The sequence below is a fragment of the Asaia spathodeae NBRC 105894 genome (assembly GCF_025994195.1).
Taxonomy (GTDB): Bacteria; Pseudomonadota; Alphaproteobacteria; order Acetobacterales; family Acetobacteraceae; genus Asaia; species Asaia siamensis.
In genome coordinates this window covers 119,782-137,525 of record NZ_BAPY01000019.1, presented here as the reverse complement: position 1 = coordinate 137,525, position 17,744 = coordinate 119,782, and the positions used below count along the sequence as shown (strand labels likewise).

Below are 17,744 nucleotides of genomic sequence, written 5' to 3'. Positions count from 1 at the left end.
TTGTTACAGGAATCCCCCGCATGAAACACGATCCGGCGCTGTCAGGGAAGCTCATCGACGGCAAGGCTATCGCCCGCCGCCTGACGGATCATGTCAAGGCGGAAGCCGAAGCCCTGCGCGAACGCACGGGCAAGATACCGGGACTCGCTGTCGTGCTGGTCGGCAACGACCCTGCCAGTGAAGTCTATGTGAAGAACAAGGCCATCCAGACCCACCGTGCCGGGATGCGTTCCTTCATGCACATGCTGCCCGAAACCACCGGGCAGGACGAATTGCTGGAACTGATCGACCGGCTGAATGCCGATCCGCAGATTCATGGCATTCTCGTACAGTTGCCCCTGCCGGCCCAGCTCGACCCGATCGTGGTGACGAATGCCATCGCCCCTGAAAAGGATGTCGATGGTCTCGGCGAGGTCAATGCCGGACGCCTGAGCCTTGGCATTGACGGACTCGTGCCCTGCACCCCGCTGGGCTGCCTGATGCTGCTGAAGGAAACACTGCCCGATCTGCGCGGCCTGCACGCCGTGGTGATCGGCGCCTCGAATCTTGTCGGCAAGCCCATGGCCCAGCTTCTGCTCAAGGAAGGCTGCACGGTTTCGGTGGGTCATATCGACACCAGAGACCCTCAGGGCCTTGCGCGTGAAGGCGATATTCTGGTGGTGGCAACAGGAAAGAATGGTCTCGTCCGTGGCGACTGGATCAAGCCGGGTGCAACGGTGATCGATGTGGGCATCACCCGCATCTCGCTGCCGGATGGCAAGACACGCCTTGTCGGCGATGTCGCCTTCGACGAGGCCGCCCCGATTGCAGGCCATATCACCCCTGTGCCGGGTGGTGTCGGCCCCATGACCATTGCCTGCCTGCTGCACAACACCCTTCAGGCTGCGCGCACCGTACTGGAACGCCCTCAGGCATGAGCCGCGTTGCCATAGAGCTGATCCCGCGGGACAGACAAAGCCTGAATGCCGATCTGGCCCTGCTGCGCCAGATCGCCCCGACGGTCGAGACGATCAATCTTCCCGACCTGCTTCGCCTTCCGCTGCGCTCGTGGGAAGGCGCCGCTCTGGCGCAGAATCACGGCTACACAGCCATCCCTCACATTCGCGCCATCGATATTGCCCCTGATGCACCCCTTCCCTGCGCCGAGCAGGAGGGCATCAGTGAAGTGCTCGTGATTGCTGGCGATCCACCGCCTGATGCAACGCACCGGGTCTGGCCCAATAGTTCGGCGCAGGTCATCGCGCGCTATCGACGCGAGGCGCCGCATCTGACGGTCTATGCGGCCTTTGACCCCTATCGCCGCGCACCGTGGCAGGAGCTTGAAGACCTGAAGCGCAAGCGCGATGCGGGTGCTGCCGGTTTTTTCACACAGCCGCTTTTCGACCAGCGCATGTTCGAGCTCAGCGCCTCATGGCTTGAAAAGGATCGCGTTTTCTGGGGCCTTTCTCCGGTAATCGGGCCAAAATCCCGCGCTTACTGGGAGCGGGTCAATCATGTGGTCTTCCCTCATGATTTCGACCCGAGCCTCGAGGCCAATATCGCTTTCGCGCGCAGCCTTTTGGCCGAGATACGGCGCAGGAACGAGAACGCCTATCTCATGCCGCTGCGCGTCTCGCTCGATTCCTATCTCGGCCCGCTGAGCGACCTTCTGAAAGGCTGAGCCGCGTTCAACGCGGCGTCTGTCCTGCCTGGGTGTCGCGTATGACGTCATGGATGAAAGCAAGCTTGCGTCTGATGCTGGCCGTCAGCACGAAGGGATAGAAATCCTGCAATCCCATCGACCGGTTGAGGCTGTTGACGGCCATGCTGAGCGGCAGCCAGGCGCCCATGATCGCATCGAAGCTCAGTGTGAGATAAGGGTCGCCGCCGATTGCAGGCGCCGAAAATTTCGGGGCTGAAGGCGTCAGCGGCGCTATGGCGATGCCATAGAGCCAGGCGGTTTCGAGCGTCGAGACGATGTGCAGATAATGCGCCCAGGTCTCGGCAAAATCCTCCCAGGGATGAGATGCCGCATAGACGCTGACATGCTCTTCCTTCCAGTCATCGGAGGGTGGCTTGGCGTAATGCGCCTTGAGCGCTTCCTGATAATCCTCGCGGTCATCCCCGAAGATTGCCCGGCATTCTTCCAGCCTGCCGCCATCACGTATGAGCAGGTTCCAGTAGTAATGCCCGATTTCATGGCGAAAATGCCCGAGCAGGGTACGATAATACTCACCCATCTCGACGCGCATGCGTTCGCGCTGGTCATCATCGGCCTCGCGTATGGCAAGCGTGATCAGCCCGTTGCTGTGCCCTGTCATGACCGGCGCCGAACCGTCAGGCGCATCCTGCAGGAAGTCGAAGGCAAGACCATTCTCCGGGTCTTGCCGACGGGACACAATCGGCAGCCTAAGCCGGATCAGGGCGTGAAACAGACGGTGCTTTGCTGTCTCGATCTTGCGCCAGCGTTCGAGATTGCGGGTGTCGTTCAGATCGGGAATCGTACGGTTAAACTGGCAGGCGAAGCAAAGCGTGCCCCTGGCGCTTTCTTCAGGGCTCAGCAGCCAGTTGCAGGCATCATGGGCATGATTGGCACAATAGCGATGAGGGATGCGCTCATAGCCATATTCCAGAGGCAGCCATGTTCCCTCTTCGGGCCCAGGTTCGAGCGCCGTCAGATCCGTCACCTTGTGAAGATAGCCCACCGCATGGTGGCAGGATTCGCAGCGTGTATTTTCGAAAAACAGAGGCTGGTTGCAGCATTCGCAGGAAAAGAGTTTCACGGATCGATCATCCCGGTGGCGATATCATCGGGAACCCCGTGTCATGGTTTTGGTTCCCTGTGAAGATAATGCGCCTGCATCAACACATCAAATTCGGCAACGCACTGGTCCAGCAGACCAGAAACCGGAGCGGCGGTCTCTGGCGTATCAGAAGCCGCGAGGGGAATATGATTCTGCGCTGCCACGAGGCCTGACGTCGTGTCGAACCCTACCCACCCCTGACCCGGCACCCAGATTTCCGCCCAGGCATGCAGATCGCAGACCAGACGGTCCGGATCGGCCTGCAAGGCCGAGGGCTCGATCAGATAGCCCGAGACAAAACGGGCTGCATATCCCAGATGACGCGCCAGAGCGATCAGCAGCCAGGCACTGTCGCGACATGACCCCGCCTCGCGCGCGAGCGTCTCGCCGGGCGCCCAGACCCCTGGCTCCATACGCCGCATGTAATGCAGCCTGGTTGCAATCCGGCGCGCAAGCGCGGTCAGCTGAGCCAGAGACCCCTCCTCTGGCTTCAGATCTGCCTCAGCGAGAAAAGGCGCCAATACAGCGGCGTCGGTGATGGGACGACGATAGCCGGGGTCTTGCTGACCGAAACCAGTCCGTGCCTCCCCCGACACATGAAAAGGATCGTACGGTGCCAGATCGACGATCATGCTGACATCGACAACGAAGCGGTCCATGCGCCCGGCAAACACAGCCTGCGAAACAAGGTTGTCATGCCCGTCGAACGCCCAGCTCAGACTGGACTCACCGGGGCCGATGGTCAGCGCGTAGCTCGTCATGGCGTTGCGCATACGCAGAGGCGGCCGCAGGCGTATGGTCTGGGGCCCAAGGGAAACCATACGGTCATAACTGTAGGTCGTGCGATGATTGAGCAGAATCGGTTTGCTCATCTTCCTCGCCTCCCTTCACCAGACTGCATGACGACCTGTTCCCACCTTTTTTGTAATGTCCGGCTCGCAATTACGTCATCGTAGCGACGCGACCCCGAAAGGCAACTCAGGGTGTCAGCTCGGGTTATTGTGATGAACTGCACCAAAGACAGTTCACATTACTCTTCTTCTCTGGCTGTGCCTGTTTTTTGTATCTTGGCAAAGCGGAAAAACTGATAGTTTAATAAACATTCGTAACGTTCCACCGCAATACGCGCCACGTCATTGCAGGCTAAAGGTGAGAAGAAATGGCGTCTGACAATTCGTCTCCCCACGAGGCGGGTATTTTCTCCACCTACGACAAACCCTCTTATTACTGCGAACTGATGAATCGCGGCGCGGCTCTGCCTGAAGCCTTGCAACAGGTGCAGGACAGGCTCTCGCATCTGACCCTGAGCGATCTGCGCGAGCGTACGGATAATGCCGAAAATCTGCTCTGGCGCCTTGGCATTACCTTCACCGTCTATACAGAGCGGGAAGCGATCGATCGCATCCTGCCTTTCGATCTGATCCCGCGCCTCCTGACCGCAGAGGAATGGTCCTTCATCGAGCGTGGCGTGCAGCAACGCGTCAAGGCCATCAATCTCTTTCTGTGGGACATCTATCACGACAGACGCATTCTGGATGACGGCATCATCCCTGCCGATCTGGTGCTGAACAACGCCAATTACTGCAAGGCCATGATAGGCGTGGACGTGCCCGGCGGCGTCTATGTGCATATCAATGGCACCGATCTGATACGCGACCGCTCGGGTCGTTTTCTCGTGCTGGAAGACAATGCCCGCACACCTTCTGGCGTGTCCTATGTCATCGAAAACCGCCATATGATGCTGCGTCTCATGCCCGATCTGGCGTCAGGCATGGCACTGCGCTCGGTAGAGGATTACGGCGTGCGCCTGCACAAGGCGCTGTGTGATGTCGCCCCAGCCAGCGTGGCTGACCCGCAGGTCGTTCTTCTCTCGCCGGGCATCTATAACTCCGCCTATTTCGAGCATGTCTTTCTTGCACGTGAGATGGGTGTGCCTCTCGTGGAGGGGCGCGATCTGGTGGTAAAAGACCACCATGTGTTCATGCGCACCGTAGCGGGGCTGCGACCGGTCCATTCGATCTACCGTCGCATCGACGATACCTTTCTCGATCCCCTGGCTTTCAACCCAGAGAGCCTTCTTGGCGTACCGGGACTTGTTGACGCCTATTGTCGAGGCAATGTGACCCTTGCGAATGCGCTGGGCACAGGCGTTGCCGATGACAAGGCCGTTTATGCCTATATGCCGCGCATCATTCGCTATTATCTCGGCGAAGACCCCATTCTCGAGAGTGTCGAGACCCATATCTGTGCCGAGCCGGAAGGCCTTGCCTATACTCTGGCCAATCTGGCCAGTCTGGTCGTCAAACCTGTCGGGGATTCCGGTGGATACGGGCTCATTATCGGGCCTCATGCCTCGGCCGAGGAACTCGAGACATTCCGCGAAAAGCTGCTCGAGAACCCGTCCAATTATATCAGCCAGCCCGTGATCGACCTCTCGGTGGTGCCGACCCTCTGCCCCGCCGGGGTCGAGGCCCGCCATGTCGATCTGCGCCCCTTCGCCGTAACGGGAAAATCCACCTGGGTATTGCCCGGCGGCCTGTCACGCGTGGCCCTGCGCAAGGGCTCTCTGGTCGTAAACTCCTCTCAGGGCGGGGGGTCGAAAGACACCTGGGTGATGTCGAAATGAGCCGATTCAATCCGCATATGGCCGGGATGCTGCCCGACCTGAACACATTGCTCTCTCGCTATGCCGAGAACATGATGTGGCTCGCCCGCTATATGGAGCGCATCGAGAACCTGGCCCGTGTGCTGGAAGTGACCGAAGCCTTCGTACGCGGTGCCGATGGCCGCCCTGTCTGGGAATCGATCGTGCAGATCAATTCGGATGAAGAGCGGTTTCGCGCCCTCTATCCAGCGGCCAATGAAGAGGATTATCTGCGGTTTTATGTGACCGATTGCGCCAATCCGAGTTCGATCAAGGCGATGGCGCAATGCGTGCGCGAGAATGCCCGCTCGGCGCGCCCGCTGATCTCCACCGAAATGTGGATGCAGCTCAATGTCTTTACCCGCTGGGTGCTCGATCTCGACGTGAGCGACATTCGTCGCACGGGACTTTCGGCGCTCTGCAACCGTATCAAGCAGGATTGTCAGTCTCACGCTGGCATTACCGAGGGAACGCTCTACCGCGATCAGGCCTGGCTTTTTTACCTGCTGGGGCGTCATCTTGAGCGCAGCGACCAGATCACCCGTCTGATCGATACGCGCTATCACACGCTTCTGCCTGATGCATCTGAAGTCGGCTCAGAGATCGACATGACGCAATGGGCGTCCGTTCTGCGCTCCGCAGCGGCCTATCACGCTTTCCGGCGGCTCAAGCCTGTCACAACCACCCCGGCCAATGTCGTAGGCTTCCTGCTCAAGAATGAGGGGTTTCCGCGCTCTCTGGCCCTCAATCTGCGCCACGCCGATTCTGTTCTCGGGGCGCTCTCGACCCATTACAACCTGAGACGTCAGTGCTCGGATGTACAGGAGAGATTGTCCGAACTGCGCGCCATGCTGGAAGACCAGACCGCGGAGGAGATCATTATCCGCGGGCTGCATGAATGCATGCACTGGATACAGGAGCAGATCGAGGCCTGCCAGAATGGCCTTGCAGCAGCCTATTGGCCGCCCGCAGAGCCCGTTGCTCTCAGCAGGCAATCACAATCGCAGTAGATAAGGCGCCTCTTCACCCTCAGGAAAGAGGCGGCTTCTTTTCACCCCCGTGACCAGGGTTCCAAAGGGCGACAGCCCTCTGGAAAGTGCAGGGTCTGGCCCTGCACCTGAGGCCACTCAGCCTTCTGAATCGTCTTCCTGCTCGTCAGGCGACGTCATCATGGCGTCTGCCACCACACCGGATTGCTCGCGAATGCGGCGCTCGATATCGGCGGCCATCTCGGGGTGATCGCGCAGGAACTGTTTGGCGTTTTCACGCCCCTGACCGACGCGGGTGCTGTCGTACGAGAACCAGGCGCCTGACTTCTCGACGATATTCGCCTTGACGCCAAGATCGATCAGCTCACCGACCTTGCTGATGCCTTCGCCGTACATGATGTCGAACTCGACCTGACGGAAAGGCGGGGCCATCTTGTTCTTGACCACCTTTACGCGTGTCTGGTTGCCAACCACCTCGTCACGATCCTTGATCGAGCCGATGCGGCGGATGTCGAGACGAACCGACGCGTAGAATTTGAGCGCGTTACCGCCCGTCGTGGTTTCGGGATTGCCGAACATCACGCCGATCTTCATGCGGATTTGGTTCAGGAAGATGATCATGGTGTTCGAGCGCGAGACGGTGCCGGTCAGCTTGCGCAGGGCCTGGCTCATCAGACGGGCATGGAGACCGACATGACTGTCGCCCATATCGCCCTCAAGCTCGGCGCGCGGCACGAGAGCGGCCACAGAATCGACCACCAGCACATCGACTGCACCGGAGCGCACGAGCGTGTCGGCAATCTCAAGCGCCTGCTCGCCGGCATCGGGCTGGCTGAGAAGCAGGTTGTCGACGTCCACACCCAGCTTGCGGGCATAGCCGGGGTCCAGAGCATGCTCGGCATCGATGAAGGCGCAAGTGCCGCCCTTCTTCTGGGCTTCAGCGATCGCATGAAGCGCCAGGGTCGTCTTGCCCGAGCTTTCAGGACCGTAGATCTCGATGATACGACCGCGCGGCAGACCACCGATACCGAGGCCGATATCGAGTCCGAGCGAACCGGTCGAAATCACGTCCGCCTGTTCCTTGGGGCGCTGCCCCATACGCATGATCGAGCCCTTGCCGAAAGCACGTTCGATCTGGCTCAGCGCACCCTCGAGTGCTTTCGTCCTGTCTACGCTCATGTCCTGTCCTCCGCTCGCATCAGTCTCGCCGAACTCCGTCTGAACGGCAATCGGGCGCCGAGCGATTCGTATTGATCGTTCACTTTTGTTCTGGGGAACATATCATGATCATCGCCCCTCTGCACAAGGGGTACAAAGAAAAATGCCCCCTCTTTCGAGGGGGCATGAAACCGTGTCCTGATCAGTTATTGACGCTGCCAACCGACAGGCCGCCGCCGCGGGGGTCAGTGTCGCCATGACACGTGTCACCCTTGCAGAGCGAGGCATTCACACGCCCCTGGCCTTCATGCGGTACTTCCGTACCCGATATGGCTGCGCGGGCCGCTGAAGCAAGGGCGTCAGCAGCATCGTTCTGACCTGAACTGGCCAGAGCGGCCACGAGGTTGCCCCGCCTCTGGACGATCGCGGCGGAGAGCAGCGGCGCAGGGTAGCGCCCCGGCGATGCCGCGAGCAGCACACCCGTGCCGTCGGCCATGCGCCCGGTACCGAACAGGTTGTTGTTGGTCAGGGCACAGGCGACGGCGCCACCCTTGTTGTCGGTGGCCACAAACGAGGTCGAGGCCGGAAGCGCAGGAAGAGCGCCGGAGCGGCTGGAACCGGCATTGACCAGCGTCTGCGCTGCGCTCAGCAGGGCATCGCCACTCAGACCGTGACGGTCTTCGCTACGCCATGTCGCGACTACACCCTGTGCCGAGGCGCCTGAGTGGAACGCAGCAGCAGCGCCGATTCCGCCATCGGCCGGAGGCGGCAGGAACGAAGCCGTATAGCCGTCCTGCTCCACCTGAAGGGCAGCAAGCTGCGCAGGCATGGCGGTACGCAGCGACGCTGTGGAAAGCCCCGCCCCTGCCTTGTTGGCGCCTTCGACGAAAATCGCGCCAAGCGCACCGTTATAGAGATCGCCCACGCCAAGATTGGTCATGCGCTCAAGGAAGCTGGCGAGCTGCGGCTGTACCATCGCATCGCCGTTCTGGAGCGGCGTGCCGTCGGCGCGGCTGAATACGGTGTGGGCTGCGTCATCCGCAAAGAGCGGCGTCTGAACGGCTGCGATATCCTGCGCCAGAACGCGGCTGACCGTCGTGCCGCTACGAGCCAGACGGACAGACGGGCCGAGCAGATCGGCAAATTCGACCGTGCCATAACGCAGCTGCATGGTGAACAGGCCACGCGGCGTCATCGGAATGGCGGCCTGACGCGTGGCCGGTGCCGCCGGCGCTGCAGCCGGCAGGAAGACGAAGGCCTGCGGCGCCTCGCGCCCACGGCTCACAAGACAGGCGCCACCGCCACCCAAAGAGGCACGCGAGGGCAGCGTGACGGCAAGCGCCATGCCGACCGCCGCAGCGGCATCGGCAGCATTGCCGCCATGCACCAGCACGTCACGCCCGATCAGCGCCGCACGCGGCTCATCAGCTACGACGGTGCCGATATAACCGGTGACGATCGGCGTGGTCTTGCCGAACAGGTTATGACCGATATGCGCGACATCGCTGCACCCGGCCAGAAGCATTGCCGCAGTCAGGGCGCAGGCCGAGCGCAAACCCGCCTTGCGCGTACTGCGCTCTGCGGGGCGACAGGGGGCGTTCGTCCGACGATGCGCCACGTGCGGTGTCTCCATGACCCGGCAAGCCTCTTCTCTTCTGTTCCGCATGGCCTGTCTTCGCAGCCGAAGACGCAACCCTTCGGAAATTGGGTTCGTTAACGCATCTAACCGTGATCAGGACGATGGGCAACCTGCCAGACGTGTCCCTGTTTTGCGAAATCGTCTTCTCTGTCTTATGCAGAAGCTTCTCTCCTCCCGCCCAGCAGGATCGCTCTCATGACCCGCCCGACCCGCGCCCGGCTTGCCGGTGCCTTTCTCGCCCTCGGCCTGACCGCATCGGCCAGCGTTCCCGCCTTCGCCGACCCTGCGAGCAGCTTTACCCCGCAGCAGCGGGCAGAAATCGTCTCCATCCTGCATCAGGCGCTCAAGGACGACCCGACCATTCTGAGCGACGCCATCGTCGCCCTGCGTCAGGGTGCACAGCAAAAGGCAAGCGATGACGCCCTTTCCCATGTGAAATCCGACCGTGAACGCCTTCAGAAAGGCCCGGATTACACAGTGCGTGGCAATCCGAATGGCGATCTGACGATTGTGGAATTTCTAGACCCGCGCTGTGGCTATTGCCGCAGCATGGTGCCGGTCGTGGATGCCCTCCTTAAAGCCGATCCAAAACTGCGCCTCGTCGAGAAAATCGTCCCGGTTCTGAGCGAGAAGAGTGTGCTCGACACCCAGGCCATTTTCGCTGCGGCCCTTCAGGGGGGCTATGAGAAGATGAAGCGCGCCCTGATGCAGGATACGGCGCCGCCGACGCTCGACCGCATTCGTCAGCTCGCCACAGCCAACGGCATGAGTGCCGACAAGCTGGTCAGCGATATGCACGCCTCCAGTGTTGCCGCCCAGATCAACGAGAACCTCGCTGAAGCCCGGCTGATCGGCCTGGATGGCACACCTACCTTTGTGTTCGGCACGAGTGCCATCATTCCCGGCGCCGTCTCGGCAGAGGAAATGCGCGCCCAGATCAAGAATGCGCGCGCCGCTCACTGACCCAGCTGGTCTCTGCCAGTACCCGGCAGAGACCAGGGCCCTGAACCCCGGTCACGATAACGGGTTCCCAAAGGGCGATTGTCCTTTGGCAGGGCGCGGGGCAGCGCCCCGCATCCCCCTCTTTACGGATGGCTTGCCTTGATGGCCGCTTCCAGCCGTTCGAGATTCTTGAGAATCTCCGGTGAAGGCGGCGGCGGCTCAGGGCTCAGGCTCTCGAGTTTTTCGATCAATGCCTCCATGACCACCATGCGCGAGAACCACTTCTTGTTGGACGGCACGACGAGCCAGGGCGCGTGTTCGCAGGCGGTAGCGCGGATCGCTTCCTGATAGGCTGCCTGATAATCGGGCCAGAACTTGCGTTCAGCCAGATCGCTCTCGTCGAACTTCCAGCGTTTATCCGGACGGTTCAGGCGGCGCAGCAGCCGCTCCTGCTGACAATCAGGCGACATGTGCAGCATGACCTTGAGGATATGAATGCCCTGACGAGAGAGATAGGCTTCGAAATTGCCGATATCCTCCAGGCGATGATCCCAGAACTCCTGTTTCTTGGGGTCACCCTTCATCCCGTTCGTGTTGAGCGTGTCGGCATGGACGCGCGCCACCAGCACATCTTCATAATGGCTGCGGTTGAACACACCCACCTGCCCACGACTTGGCACAGCCATATGCACGCGCCACAGATAGTCGTGGGAGAGCTCGATATCGCTCGGCTTCTTGAACGAGACAACCTTCGTACCCTGAGGGTTCATGCCGGTCATGACGTTGAGGATCAGGCTGTCCTTGCCCGCGCCATCCATACCCTGAAGCACCAGCAGAACCGAATGGCGGTGCTCGGCGGCAAGACGTTCCTGCAGCACACCGAGACGCTGCCGGCGCTTATCGAGCCAGGTTTCGACCTCGTCCTTGTCGAGACCGCCATGGTCGTCAGGCTTGACGGAATCGAGCTGAAAGCTCTTTCCGTCAGTCACCATGTAACGCCCGGGGAGTTTACGGGCCATGCTCGCTGTGAGTTCAGTCACTTTTTCTATCCACTGCAAGACCACCGGCTGCCTGGCAGACAGGCATCATTTCGATGGCATTGATGTTCACATGCGGAGGCTGGCTCAGCAGCCATGAGACGGTCGAGGCGATATCCTCAGGCGTGAGCGGATCAGTGCCCTTATAGACATCCGCAGCCTTCTGGTTATCGCGCAGACGCACATTGCTGAACTCGCTGCCACCACACAGACCAGGTTCGATCGTGCTTGCCCGGATACGTGTCCCCAGCAGATCCGTACGCAGATTGCGCATGAACTGGCCGACGAAAGCCTTGGTGGCGCCGTAGACGTTACCCCCGACATAGGGATAGGTGCCTGCAACACTGCCAAGGGTAATGATGTATCCGTGGTTGCGTTCGATCATCTGGGGAAGAAACGCACGAGTAACCTCGACGACACCCGTCACATTCGTGTCAATCATGGTTCTCCAGTCCCTGAGATCGGCATCCTGGGCTTTTCCAACGCCCAGAGCGAGACCGGCATTGTTGATCAGCACATCGACCTGACGCCAGGCAGAGGGCAGACTTTCAGGGAGAGAGGCAATCTTCTGCTCGTCGGTAACATCCAGTTCCACAGGCAGGAACGCATCGCCAAGTTCGTGATGCAGCGCGTCGAGACGCTCCTTGCGGCGCCCCGTGCCGATCACCTTATGCCCCTCTTTTACGAGGCGCATTGCTATGGCCCGACCAAAACCGGCCGTCGCGCCAGTCACCAGAATTACCGCCATTGTCTCTTCCCTTCTCAGACTGCAGGTCATGCGCAGGACGCACCCGTTCAGACGGGTGACGCCGCCTATGGTTGCCGCAAGGACCAACTCTTGCAAAACCACAGGCGATGGCCGACATTTTCAGCCATGGCTTCTGATTTCACAAATTCCGCTGACAATCTGACAGGGCGCCTGCTTATTTCGAGCCCGACGCTTGGCGATTCGGAATTTGCCCGCAGCGTTGTTTATGTCTGCGCCCATTCCGCCACAGATGGCGCCATGGGCCTCATCATCAACAAGCGCGCGCCTCACCCGACGCTGGAAACCCTGCTCGAACAGCTTGAGATCACGCCCTCACCCCCACGTCGTCGCATCAATCTGTGCATGGGCGGGCCTGTGGAGCCAACACGCGGCTTTGTTCTGCATTCCGCCGACTGGCAGCGCGATGACAGCCTGCTGATCAATAACGAGAACTGCCTGACGGCAAGCCTCGATATCCTGCATGAAATCGCCAATGGCAAAGGCCCGCGTCAGGCGCTGCTTGCGCTCGGCCATGCGTCCTGGGAGCCTGGTCAGCTTGAGGATGAAATCATCCGCCAGAATGCCTGGCTCAACGCCCCCGCCTCGGATGAGCTGATCTTCGGGGCCAATCACATGGCAAAATGGCGCAAGGCCCTGGCAGCCATCAATATCGACCCGCTTCTATTGTCCAACCTTGTCGGACATGCCTGAGCACTTTTCGGGCAAGGGCGGCTGGGCATCGAGAATGCGGGCAGCATCGGCCTCATCGATCGGATGGCGGTAGAAATCACGATAGAAATCCCTGATCTGCCCGATCATGGCCGGTCGGTCGACCGCGCCGTTGCGAACGATCTGACGCGCCCAGACGATCTGCAACAGTAATTCGGGGCTGTAGCGATCCCAGTTGAACACACCTGCCGGATTGCGAAACACCTTGTGCTGCCTCACGGCAGGGATCTGCGACCAGAGGGCATTACCCGCCAGCCGCTCCGGACTGCCTGAATCCGCCCCCATGATGATGATGTCAGGCGCCCAGCTCAGGAGCTGCTCGAGCGAGACGGGGCGCTTGTTGCCGTGCAGGCCCGTCGCGGCGTTCACGCCGCCCGCGTCGCGTATCCATTCATCGATGATGCTCTGATCGCCATCCACCGTCAGGGGCTCGAATGACGCGATATGCAGGATACGGGGTGTTCCGCTTTTCGCTGCGCGCTCGGCCAGAAGATGCGAAAGGGCCTGCCTGTAATGTCTGGCCTGGGCCTTGGCGACAGGCGTATCAAGCAGCGTGGCGCTCTGGTCGAGCGTGCTCAGCAAGCCTGCAAAATCGGTAAACCCGACTGCGACGGCGTTCAGGCCGAGCTTTTGCAGCCCCTCGACGCTATGCGATTGTGTGGTGACAAAGGTCAGGTCGGGATGCAGCGCCAGAACCGCTTCGGCATTCAGAGTCATGCTGCTGAAAAACTGTGCGTGGCGTAGTTGGGGCGCGAGACAGACCATCCAGGGAAAGCGACTCGGTGAAATCACCGTGCCGATAATCCGGTCAGAAGCCCCGAGCATGATCAGCGTTGCATTATGGGCGTACCACCCATCGACAATGCGCTCAGGCGCCGCAAGCGCTGAGGGTGCGCCAAGACCGAGACACAGCAACAAACCTGCCAGAATCCGTTTCACGACTTTTCGTCTCCCCCCATGAAAAAACGCTGACCGTCATGATCGTGATGACGCAGCGAGACACCATAGAATGCAGCAAGTCTCGCAGAATCCATCACGGTTTCCGGCTGCCCCTCGGCCAGCACACGACCATGCTCCAGCAACACCACATGAGACGCATGACGATAGACAAGATCGGGCTGATGCGCCGTCATGATGACCAGTCTTCCTTCCCGAGCCAGCTGCGCCAGAAGCGCCATGAGCCTGATCTGATGACCGTAATCGAGCCCGGAAAGCGGCTCGTCGAGCACGAGAACCAGTGCATCCTGCACCAGCACGCGCGCCAGCAGGACGCGCTGATATTCGCCCCCCGACAATGCTGTGCAGGGTCTGTCACGCAAATCGGCCAGATCAAGCAACGCCAGAGCGGCCTCGACCCGCGACATATCCTGGTCCGAAAGCCCTCGCGTGAGGCTGCCATAAGGCAGACGCCCCAACCCGACGATCTGCGCCACGCTGTAGGGCGGCAGCACATCACGGTTTTGCGGCACATAGGCCATGAGCCGCGCGATCTGCTGGCGCGAGAGGCCAGACAGATCCTTTCCGTCGACCAGCACCCTGCCGGTTTCGGGGCGTGAAAGCCCGAGCATCAGACGCAGCAGAGTGGTCTTGCCTGCGCCATTGGCGCCGAGAATGCTCACCAGCTCACCCTTGCGAAATGCAAGCGACAGATCGCGCAGGATAACCCTGCCTGAGCGCGCGAAACAGACAGAGTCGAGCGACAAGAATGCCATCAGAGTCGGCCTTCCCGTCGAAGCTGACGCAGGACGAGAATGAAGCCGAGGGCACCCAGCAGCTCCGTCATCATGCCCAGCGGAATTTCCGAAGGGGACAGACTGCGTGCCGCCGTATCAGCCAGCAGCAGGCAGCAAGCCCCCAGAAGGGCCGCGAAAGGCAGCAGGCGCCTGTGCTCTGGTCCGATCAGCAGACGGGCCATATGGGGCATGATCAATCCGACCCAGCCAATGATACCGGCCAGTGAGACGGTAAGCGCGCTCAACGCTGTTGCGACAGCCAGCATAGCGAGGCGCAACAGGCCGATAGGCAAGCCAAGGCTGCGGGCCTCGTCATCACTGAGGCCAAAAACATCAAATACCCGTCCGCTCGCCCAAAGCACGCCCATACCGAACGAAAGCAGGGGCACCAGAACGGCCAGCTGGTGCCAGTCGGTCTGGGCGAGGCTGCCGAGCAGCCAATAGATGATGGTCGGCAACTGATCGAAAGGATCAGCCAGATATTTGAGCAGCGACAGCAAAGCCGTAAAAAGCGCGCTGCTGATCAGGCCTCCCAGCAGAAGAGGCAGGACTCCCTCCCTGCCCACAAGCCGCGCGACGATAAAGCCGAAGCCTACCGCACAGCATCCGCCCAGAAAGGTCGAGACCTCGATCGTCATGGCGCTGCCATGGGCGATGATCGCGCCAGCAGCACCAAACGCAGCGCCACTCAACACACCGAGCAGATCGGGTGACACGAGCGGATTACGGAATACCGACTGAAAGGCGCTTCCCGACATGGAAAGCGCCGCCCCCACAAAAAGCGCTGCAATCATGCGTGGCAATCTTGCCTGAAGCAGCACCGCCCGGATTTCAGGAGCCCCCTGCCCTTCAAGGGTATGAAGCAGGTCGACAGGGCTCAGGGCGTAGCGCCCGATGATCAGGCTCAGACCAAAACCCAGCGCGAGCACAAGAAGAGCAGCGGTAAAGCAGAGGCGACTGCGCATGAAAGCTTTTTTCCCCCGGCACAGCATCTTTGCCTCGCGCCTGCTCGACCTGAACGACAATCCAGTTCAGCGATAGGGATCATCGGCGCAGTTGGCGAGAGTGAAACCACACCGAATGACATCGATCTGTCAGGAAACAGGGAAAAAGCGGGCAATTGACTCGACCGGAATTCTGATCGCCTTACCCTGAAGCGAGAAAAAGATCAGATTTTCCGGGAGAAGCCCCCCAGAGGGGGAAATTATCTGGTCGGAGTGAGAGGATTCGAACCTCCGGCCCCTGCGTCCCGAACACAGTGCTCTACCAGGCTGAGCTACACTCCGAACCGATGGATGGGGCTATACTGCCAGTTGCGCGGCTCCGCAAGGGGGGTGACTCTCAAAGTCGATGGGTTTCGGATTTTTCCTCGCGCTTTTTCTCGCGGCCCAGAACATCGAATGCCTCGGCAACACTTGAGACGACGGTGTAGAGGCGGCGCGCAGACGGATCGGCCAGCCCCTGTTCGATAGACGCTTCGAGGGCCGCAATAATATGCACCGCCCAATTGGCGACATTGACGATCAGGATCGGCTTGTCATGAAGGGAAAGCTGACGCCAGGTCAGGATCTCCATAAGTTCATCGAATGTCCCGAGGCCGCCGGGCAGGATCAGGAACGCATCCGCCTTGGCAAACATCAGCCGTTTGCGCTCATGCATTGACTCGGTGACGATCAGATCGGTCACCCGATCATTCATCACCTCACGATCATGCAGAAAGGTCGGGATGATACCGGTCACCTCACCACCCGCCGAAAGCGCGGCTTCGGCGACCACACCCATCAGACCAACCGCGCCGCCGCCATAGACGAGGTGAATATGCCGCTCCGCAAGGCCTTTGCCCGTTGCGCGGGCAGCTTCGGCAAATTCTGGCCAGGCACCATGGCGCGAGCCGCAGAAAACAGCGGCGGCAGCGATCGTCATCTCGAACTTATCCTTTGAACAATGGTGTCAGGCTTTGGCCACGCGACGCAGACGCATCACCTGCACGATACCGAGAAATGTAATGCATGCCGTGAAGATGAACAGAGCCATATAGCCCGATGCGTGAATCACGAGGCCAAGCAGCGGGCCGGAAATACCGACGGCAAGATCGAGGAATACCGAGAACGCCCCAAGCGCCGCACCACGGTTTTCTGCCCCTGCCCTATCAACAGCCAGAACACCCAGCGCCGGAAAGACGAGAGAGAACCCCGCTCCCGTCACCGCAGCCCCTAAAGTCGCCGCCTCGGCTGAGGGGACAAAAGCCAGTATCAGAAGCCCCAGCGTTTCGACCGCCAGAGAAATGAGAGCCACATTCGTGCCACCGATACGACCGATCTGTCGGGCAAACACGAAGCGCACAATCACGAACACCATGCCGAACACAGCCAGCGCCTGAGCGGCGTCAGGCCAGTGCTCGGCAGCGAAATAGAGCGCGAGACAGGACGAAATTGCACCAAACCCCACCGAACCCGCAGCCAGCGCGCAGCCATGCGGCAGCACGAGCTTGAAAACCTTCGCAAACGGCATGGCAGGCGCGTCATGTTTGATGGGCGCCACGGCAGGATAGGAAATTGCCAGTGCCGTCCCTACGGCGGGGAGAATGATGGACACAATGCCCAAGGTGACGAGACCGCCCCAGCCGCCGCCCAGATGGGACATCTGCTCGCCTATGGTGGCACCAAGAGCGATGCCGCCATAGGAGGTAATCCCGTTCCACGAAATGACCTGGGCTGTGTTGGCCGCACCTGCGCGACGGATATTCCAGACGATCGCGGCGGTCGTCGCCCAGCTTTCTGCCCAGCCAAGCACAAGGCGGCTGACAAAAAGACAGACCAGTGAAAGGGGGATGAGAGAGGCAGTCAGCCCCGAGACAAGAAGGAGCAGACCCGAGCCTATCCCGAGCGCAAGCCCGGCCACTGCAACGGGTTTAGGCCCCTGTGTATCGATACGCCGACCGGCGGAAGCACGCGAGGCAAATGTCGAAAAATACTGGAGCGAAACGGCAAACCCGGCGATCACAGTGTTGCAGTGCAGAACAGTGTGAACGAAGAGCGGAATGACGGCCATTGGAAGGCCGATCACGATATAAATGATCAGATTGAGCGAAACGACCGGCAGGATGCGTCCGATCGGAGAACGCGGCACCACATCCTGCCCCGCAGCCATCTCGATTTCCTTGATACGTTACTCGTTGTGAGACCTCGGGTTCTGCCAGCCCGGCTGCAGGCTGTCACCCCATTCGGACGCTTTTGCTCCCGTTTTTCCAGATCAGGCTGCGCCCAATGCACAGATCAGAACCGAAAAGGCTGCACCAAGCCAGAGGGATGAGGAAGAAAACACCGTGAGCATGATGGCTGT

17 protein-coding genes and 1 tRNA gene are annotated in these 17,744 nt (G+C 60.3%); 6 read left to right on the top strand and 12 right to left on the bottom strand.

Annotated elements, in window-relative coordinates; all coding sequences use genetic code 11:
* Nucleotides 1-20 precede the first annotated feature (20 nt).
* Nucleotides 21-917: a bifunctional methylenetetrahydrofolate dehydrogenase/methenyltetrahydrofolate cyclohydrolase FolD gene (gene folD, locus AA105894_RS09115; RefSeq protein WP_188425735.1), complete on the top strand. Its 897-nt coding sequence runs from the start codon at nucleotides 21-23 to the stop codon at nucleotides 915-917.
* Nucleotides 914-1,660, top strand: a complete 747-nt coding sequence (locus tag AA105894_RS09110) for a methylenetetrahydrofolate reductase (RefSeq protein WP_267311445.1) — start codon at nucleotides 914-916, stop codon at nucleotides 1,658-1,660. Before folD ends, AA105894_RS09110 begins: the two co-directional genes overlap by 4 nt.
* Nucleotides 1,661-1,667: 7 nt before the next feature.
* Here AA105894_RS09110 and AA105894_RS09105 read toward each other — a convergent pair whose 3' ends face one another.
* Both AA105894_RS09105 and AA105894_RS09100 read right to left on the bottom strand, forming a co-directional pair.
* The gene (locus tag AA105894_RS09105) at nucleotides 1,668-2,762 is read right to left on the bottom strand and encodes a zinc-binding metallopeptidase family protein (RefSeq protein ID WP_267311444.1); all 1,095 of its coding nucleotides are present in this window, start codon (nucleotides 2,760-2,762) and stop codon (nucleotides 1,668-1,670) included.
* 41 nt (nucleotides 2,763-2,803) lie between these two features.
* Entirely contained in the window at nucleotides 2,804-3,655 is an 852-nt protein-coding gene (locus tag AA105894_RS09100) for a transglutaminase family protein (RefSeq protein ID WP_267311443.1), read from the bottom strand.
* A 287-nt stretch (nucleotides 3,656-3,942) separates the two neighbouring features.
* Here AA105894_RS09100 and AA105894_RS09095 point away from each other — a divergent pair, with 287 nt between their 5' ends.
* Nucleotides 3,943-5,409, top strand: coding sequence for a circularly permuted type 2 ATP-grasp protein (locus tag AA105894_RS09095; RefSeq protein ID WP_267311442.1), 1,467 nt, complete (start codon nucleotides 3,943-3,945; stop codon nucleotides 5,407-5,409).
* A 26-nt stretch (nucleotides 5,410-5,435) separates the two neighbouring features.
* The gene (locus AA105894_RS09090) at nucleotides 5,436-6,437 is read left to right on the top strand and encodes an alpha-E domain-containing protein (protein ID WP_373316757.1); all 1,002 of its coding nucleotides are present in this window, start codon (nucleotides 5,436-5,438) and stop codon (nucleotides 6,435-6,437) included.
* A 117-nt stretch (nucleotides 6,438-6,554) separates the two neighbouring features.
* On the opposite strand, the gene recA is transcribed toward AA105894_RS09090, so the two are convergent.
* Both recA and AA105894_RS09080 read right to left on the bottom strand, forming a co-directional pair.
* Complete coding sequence (gene recA, locus AA105894_RS09085) at nucleotides 6,555-7,595, bottom strand: recombinase RecA (protein ID WP_264784157.1); 1,041 nt, start codon at nucleotides 7,593-7,595, stop codon at nucleotides 6,555-6,557.
* 181 nt (nucleotides 7,596-7,776) lie between these two features.
* Entirely contained in the window at nucleotides 7,777-9,207 is a 1,431-nt protein-coding gene (locus AA105894_RS09080) for a gamma-glutamyltransferase (RefSeq protein WP_373316753.1), read from the bottom strand.
* Between the two features lie 201 nt (nucleotides 9,208-9,408).
* Here AA105894_RS09080 and AA105894_RS09075 point away from each other — a divergent pair, with 201 nt between their 5' ends.
* Nucleotides 9,409-10,176, top strand: coding sequence for a DsbA family protein (locus AA105894_RS09075; RefSeq protein WP_188425729.1), 768 nt, complete (start codon nucleotides 9,409-9,411; stop codon nucleotides 10,174-10,176).
* A gap of 122 nt (nucleotides 10,177-10,298) precedes the next feature.
* Here AA105894_RS09075 and AA105894_RS09070 read toward each other — a convergent pair whose 3' ends face one another.
* Together AA105894_RS09070 and AA105894_RS09065 are read right to left on the bottom strand one after the other, a co-directional pair.
* Nucleotides 10,299-11,195, bottom strand: coding sequence for a PPK2 family polyphosphate kinase (locus AA105894_RS09070; protein WP_267311439.1), 897 nt, complete (start codon nucleotides 11,193-11,195; stop codon nucleotides 10,299-10,301).
* Nucleotides 11,188-11,940 (bottom strand): SDR family NAD(P)-dependent oxidoreductase, encoded by a 753-nt coding sequence (locus tag AA105894_RS09065; protein WP_267311438.1) that lies wholly within the window; start codon nucleotides 11,938-11,940, stop codon nucleotides 11,188-11,190. Before AA105894_RS09065 ends, AA105894_RS09070 begins: the two co-directional genes overlap by 8 nt.
* A gap of 126 nt (nucleotides 11,941-12,066) precedes the next feature.
* On the opposite strand from AA105894_RS09065, the gene AA105894_RS09060 reads away from it, so the two are divergent.
* Nucleotides 12,067-12,651: a YqgE/AlgH family protein gene (locus AA105894_RS09060; RefSeq protein WP_188425727.1), complete on the top strand. Its 585-nt coding sequence runs from the start codon at nucleotides 12,067-12,069 to the stop codon at nucleotides 12,649-12,651.
* Here AA105894_RS09060 and AA105894_RS09055 read toward each other — a convergent pair.
* The 6 genes from AA105894_RS09055 to AA105894_RS09030 form a co-directional block, all read right to left on the bottom strand.
* Nucleotides 12,622-13,608 carry an ABC transporter substrate-binding protein gene (locus AA105894_RS09055; protein ID WP_267311437.1) on the bottom strand — a complete coding sequence of 329 codons (987 nt, stop codon included), beginning with the start codon at nucleotides 13,606-13,608 and terminating at the stop codon, nucleotides 12,622-12,624. The two genes, AA105894_RS09060 and AA105894_RS09055, sit on opposite strands and share 30 nt — an antisense overlap.
* The gene (locus AA105894_RS09050; protein WP_267311436.1) at nucleotides 13,605-14,381 is read right to left on the bottom strand and encodes an ABC transporter ATP-binding protein; all 777 of its coding nucleotides are present in this window, start codon (nucleotides 14,379-14,381) and stop codon (nucleotides 13,605-13,607) included. Before AA105894_RS09050 ends, AA105894_RS09055 begins: the two co-directional genes overlap by 4 nt.
* Nucleotides 14,381-15,367, bottom strand: coding sequence for a FecCD family ABC transporter permease (locus AA105894_RS09045; protein WP_267311435.1), 987 nt, complete (start codon nucleotides 15,365-15,367; stop codon nucleotides 14,381-14,383). Before AA105894_RS09045 ends, AA105894_RS09050 begins: the two co-directional genes overlap by 1 nt.
* A 244-nt stretch (nucleotides 15,368-15,611) precedes the next feature.
* Nucleotides 15,612-15,688, bottom strand: a tRNA-Pro gene (locus tag AA105894_RS09040).
* Between the two features lie 55 nt (nucleotides 15,689-15,743).
* Nucleotides 15,744-16,325, bottom strand: a complete 582-nt coding sequence (locus tag AA105894_RS09035; protein WP_267311434.1) for an LOG family protein — start codon at nucleotides 16,323-16,325, stop codon at nucleotides 15,744-15,746.
* Between the two features lie 27 nt (nucleotides 16,326-16,352).
* Entirely contained in the window at nucleotides 16,353-17,552 is a 1,200-nt protein-coding gene (locus tag AA105894_RS09030) for an MFS transporter (protein ID WP_267311433.1), read from the bottom strand.
* Nucleotides 17,553-17,744: the final 192 nt, after the last annotated feature.

Excerpts from the sequence above, each read along its gene's own strand:
- folD (WP_188425735.1), top strand. The coding sequence starts at position 21 with ATGAAACACGATCCGGCGCTGTCAGGGAAGCTCATCGACGGCAAGGCT.
- AA105894_RS09110 (WP_267311445.1), top strand. The coding sequence starts at position 914 with ATGAGCCGCGTTGCCATAGAGCTGATCCCGCGGGACAGACAAAGCCTG.
- AA105894_RS09100 (WP_267311443.1), bottom strand. The coding sequence starts at position 3,655 with ATGAGCAAACCGATTCTGCTCAATCATCGCACGACCTACAGTTATGAC.
- AA105894_RS09095 (WP_267311442.1), top strand. The coding sequence starts at position 3,943 with ATGGCGTCTGACAATTCGTCTCCCCACGAGGCGGGTATTTTCTCCACC.
- AA105894_RS09090 (WP_373316757.1), top strand. The coding sequence starts at position 5,436 with ATGCTGCCCGACCTGAACACATTGCTCTCTCGCTATGCCGAGAACATG.
- recA (WP_264784157.1), bottom strand. The coding sequence starts at position 7,595 with ATGAGCGTAGACAGGACGAAAGCACTCGAGGGTGCGCTGAGCCAGATC.
- AA105894_RS09080 (WP_373316753.1), bottom strand. The coding sequence starts at position 9,207 with ATGGAGACACCGCACGTGGCGCATCGTCGGACGAACGCCCCCTGTCGC.
- AA105894_RS09075 (WP_188425729.1), top strand. The coding sequence starts at position 9,409 with ATGACCCGCCCGACCCGCGCCCGGCTTGCCGGTGCCTTTCTCGCCCTC.
- AA105894_RS09065 (WP_267311438.1), bottom strand. The coding sequence starts at position 11,940 with ATGGCGGTAATTCTGGTGACTGGCGCGACGGCCGGTTTTGGTCGGGCC.
- AA105894_RS09060 (WP_188425727.1), top strand. The coding sequence starts at position 12,067 with ATGGCTTCTGATTTCACAAATTCCGCTGACAATCTGACAGGGCGCCTG.
- AA105894_RS09050 (WP_267311436.1), bottom strand. The coding sequence starts at position 14,381 with ATGGCATTCTTGTCGCTCGACTCTGTCTGTTTCGCGCGCTCAGGCAGG.
- AA105894_RS09045 (WP_267311435.1), bottom strand. The coding sequence starts at position 15,367 with ATGCGCAGTCGCCTCTGCTTTACCGCTGCTCTTCTTGTGCTCGCGCTG.
- AA105894_RS09035 (WP_267311434.1), bottom strand. The coding sequence starts at position 16,325 with ATGACGATCGCTGCCGCCGCTGTTTTCTGCGGCTCGCGCCATGGTGCC.
- AA105894_RS09030 (WP_267311433.1), bottom strand. The coding sequence starts at position 17,552 with ATGGCTGCGGGGCAGGATGTGGTGCCGCGTTCTCCGATCGGACGCATC.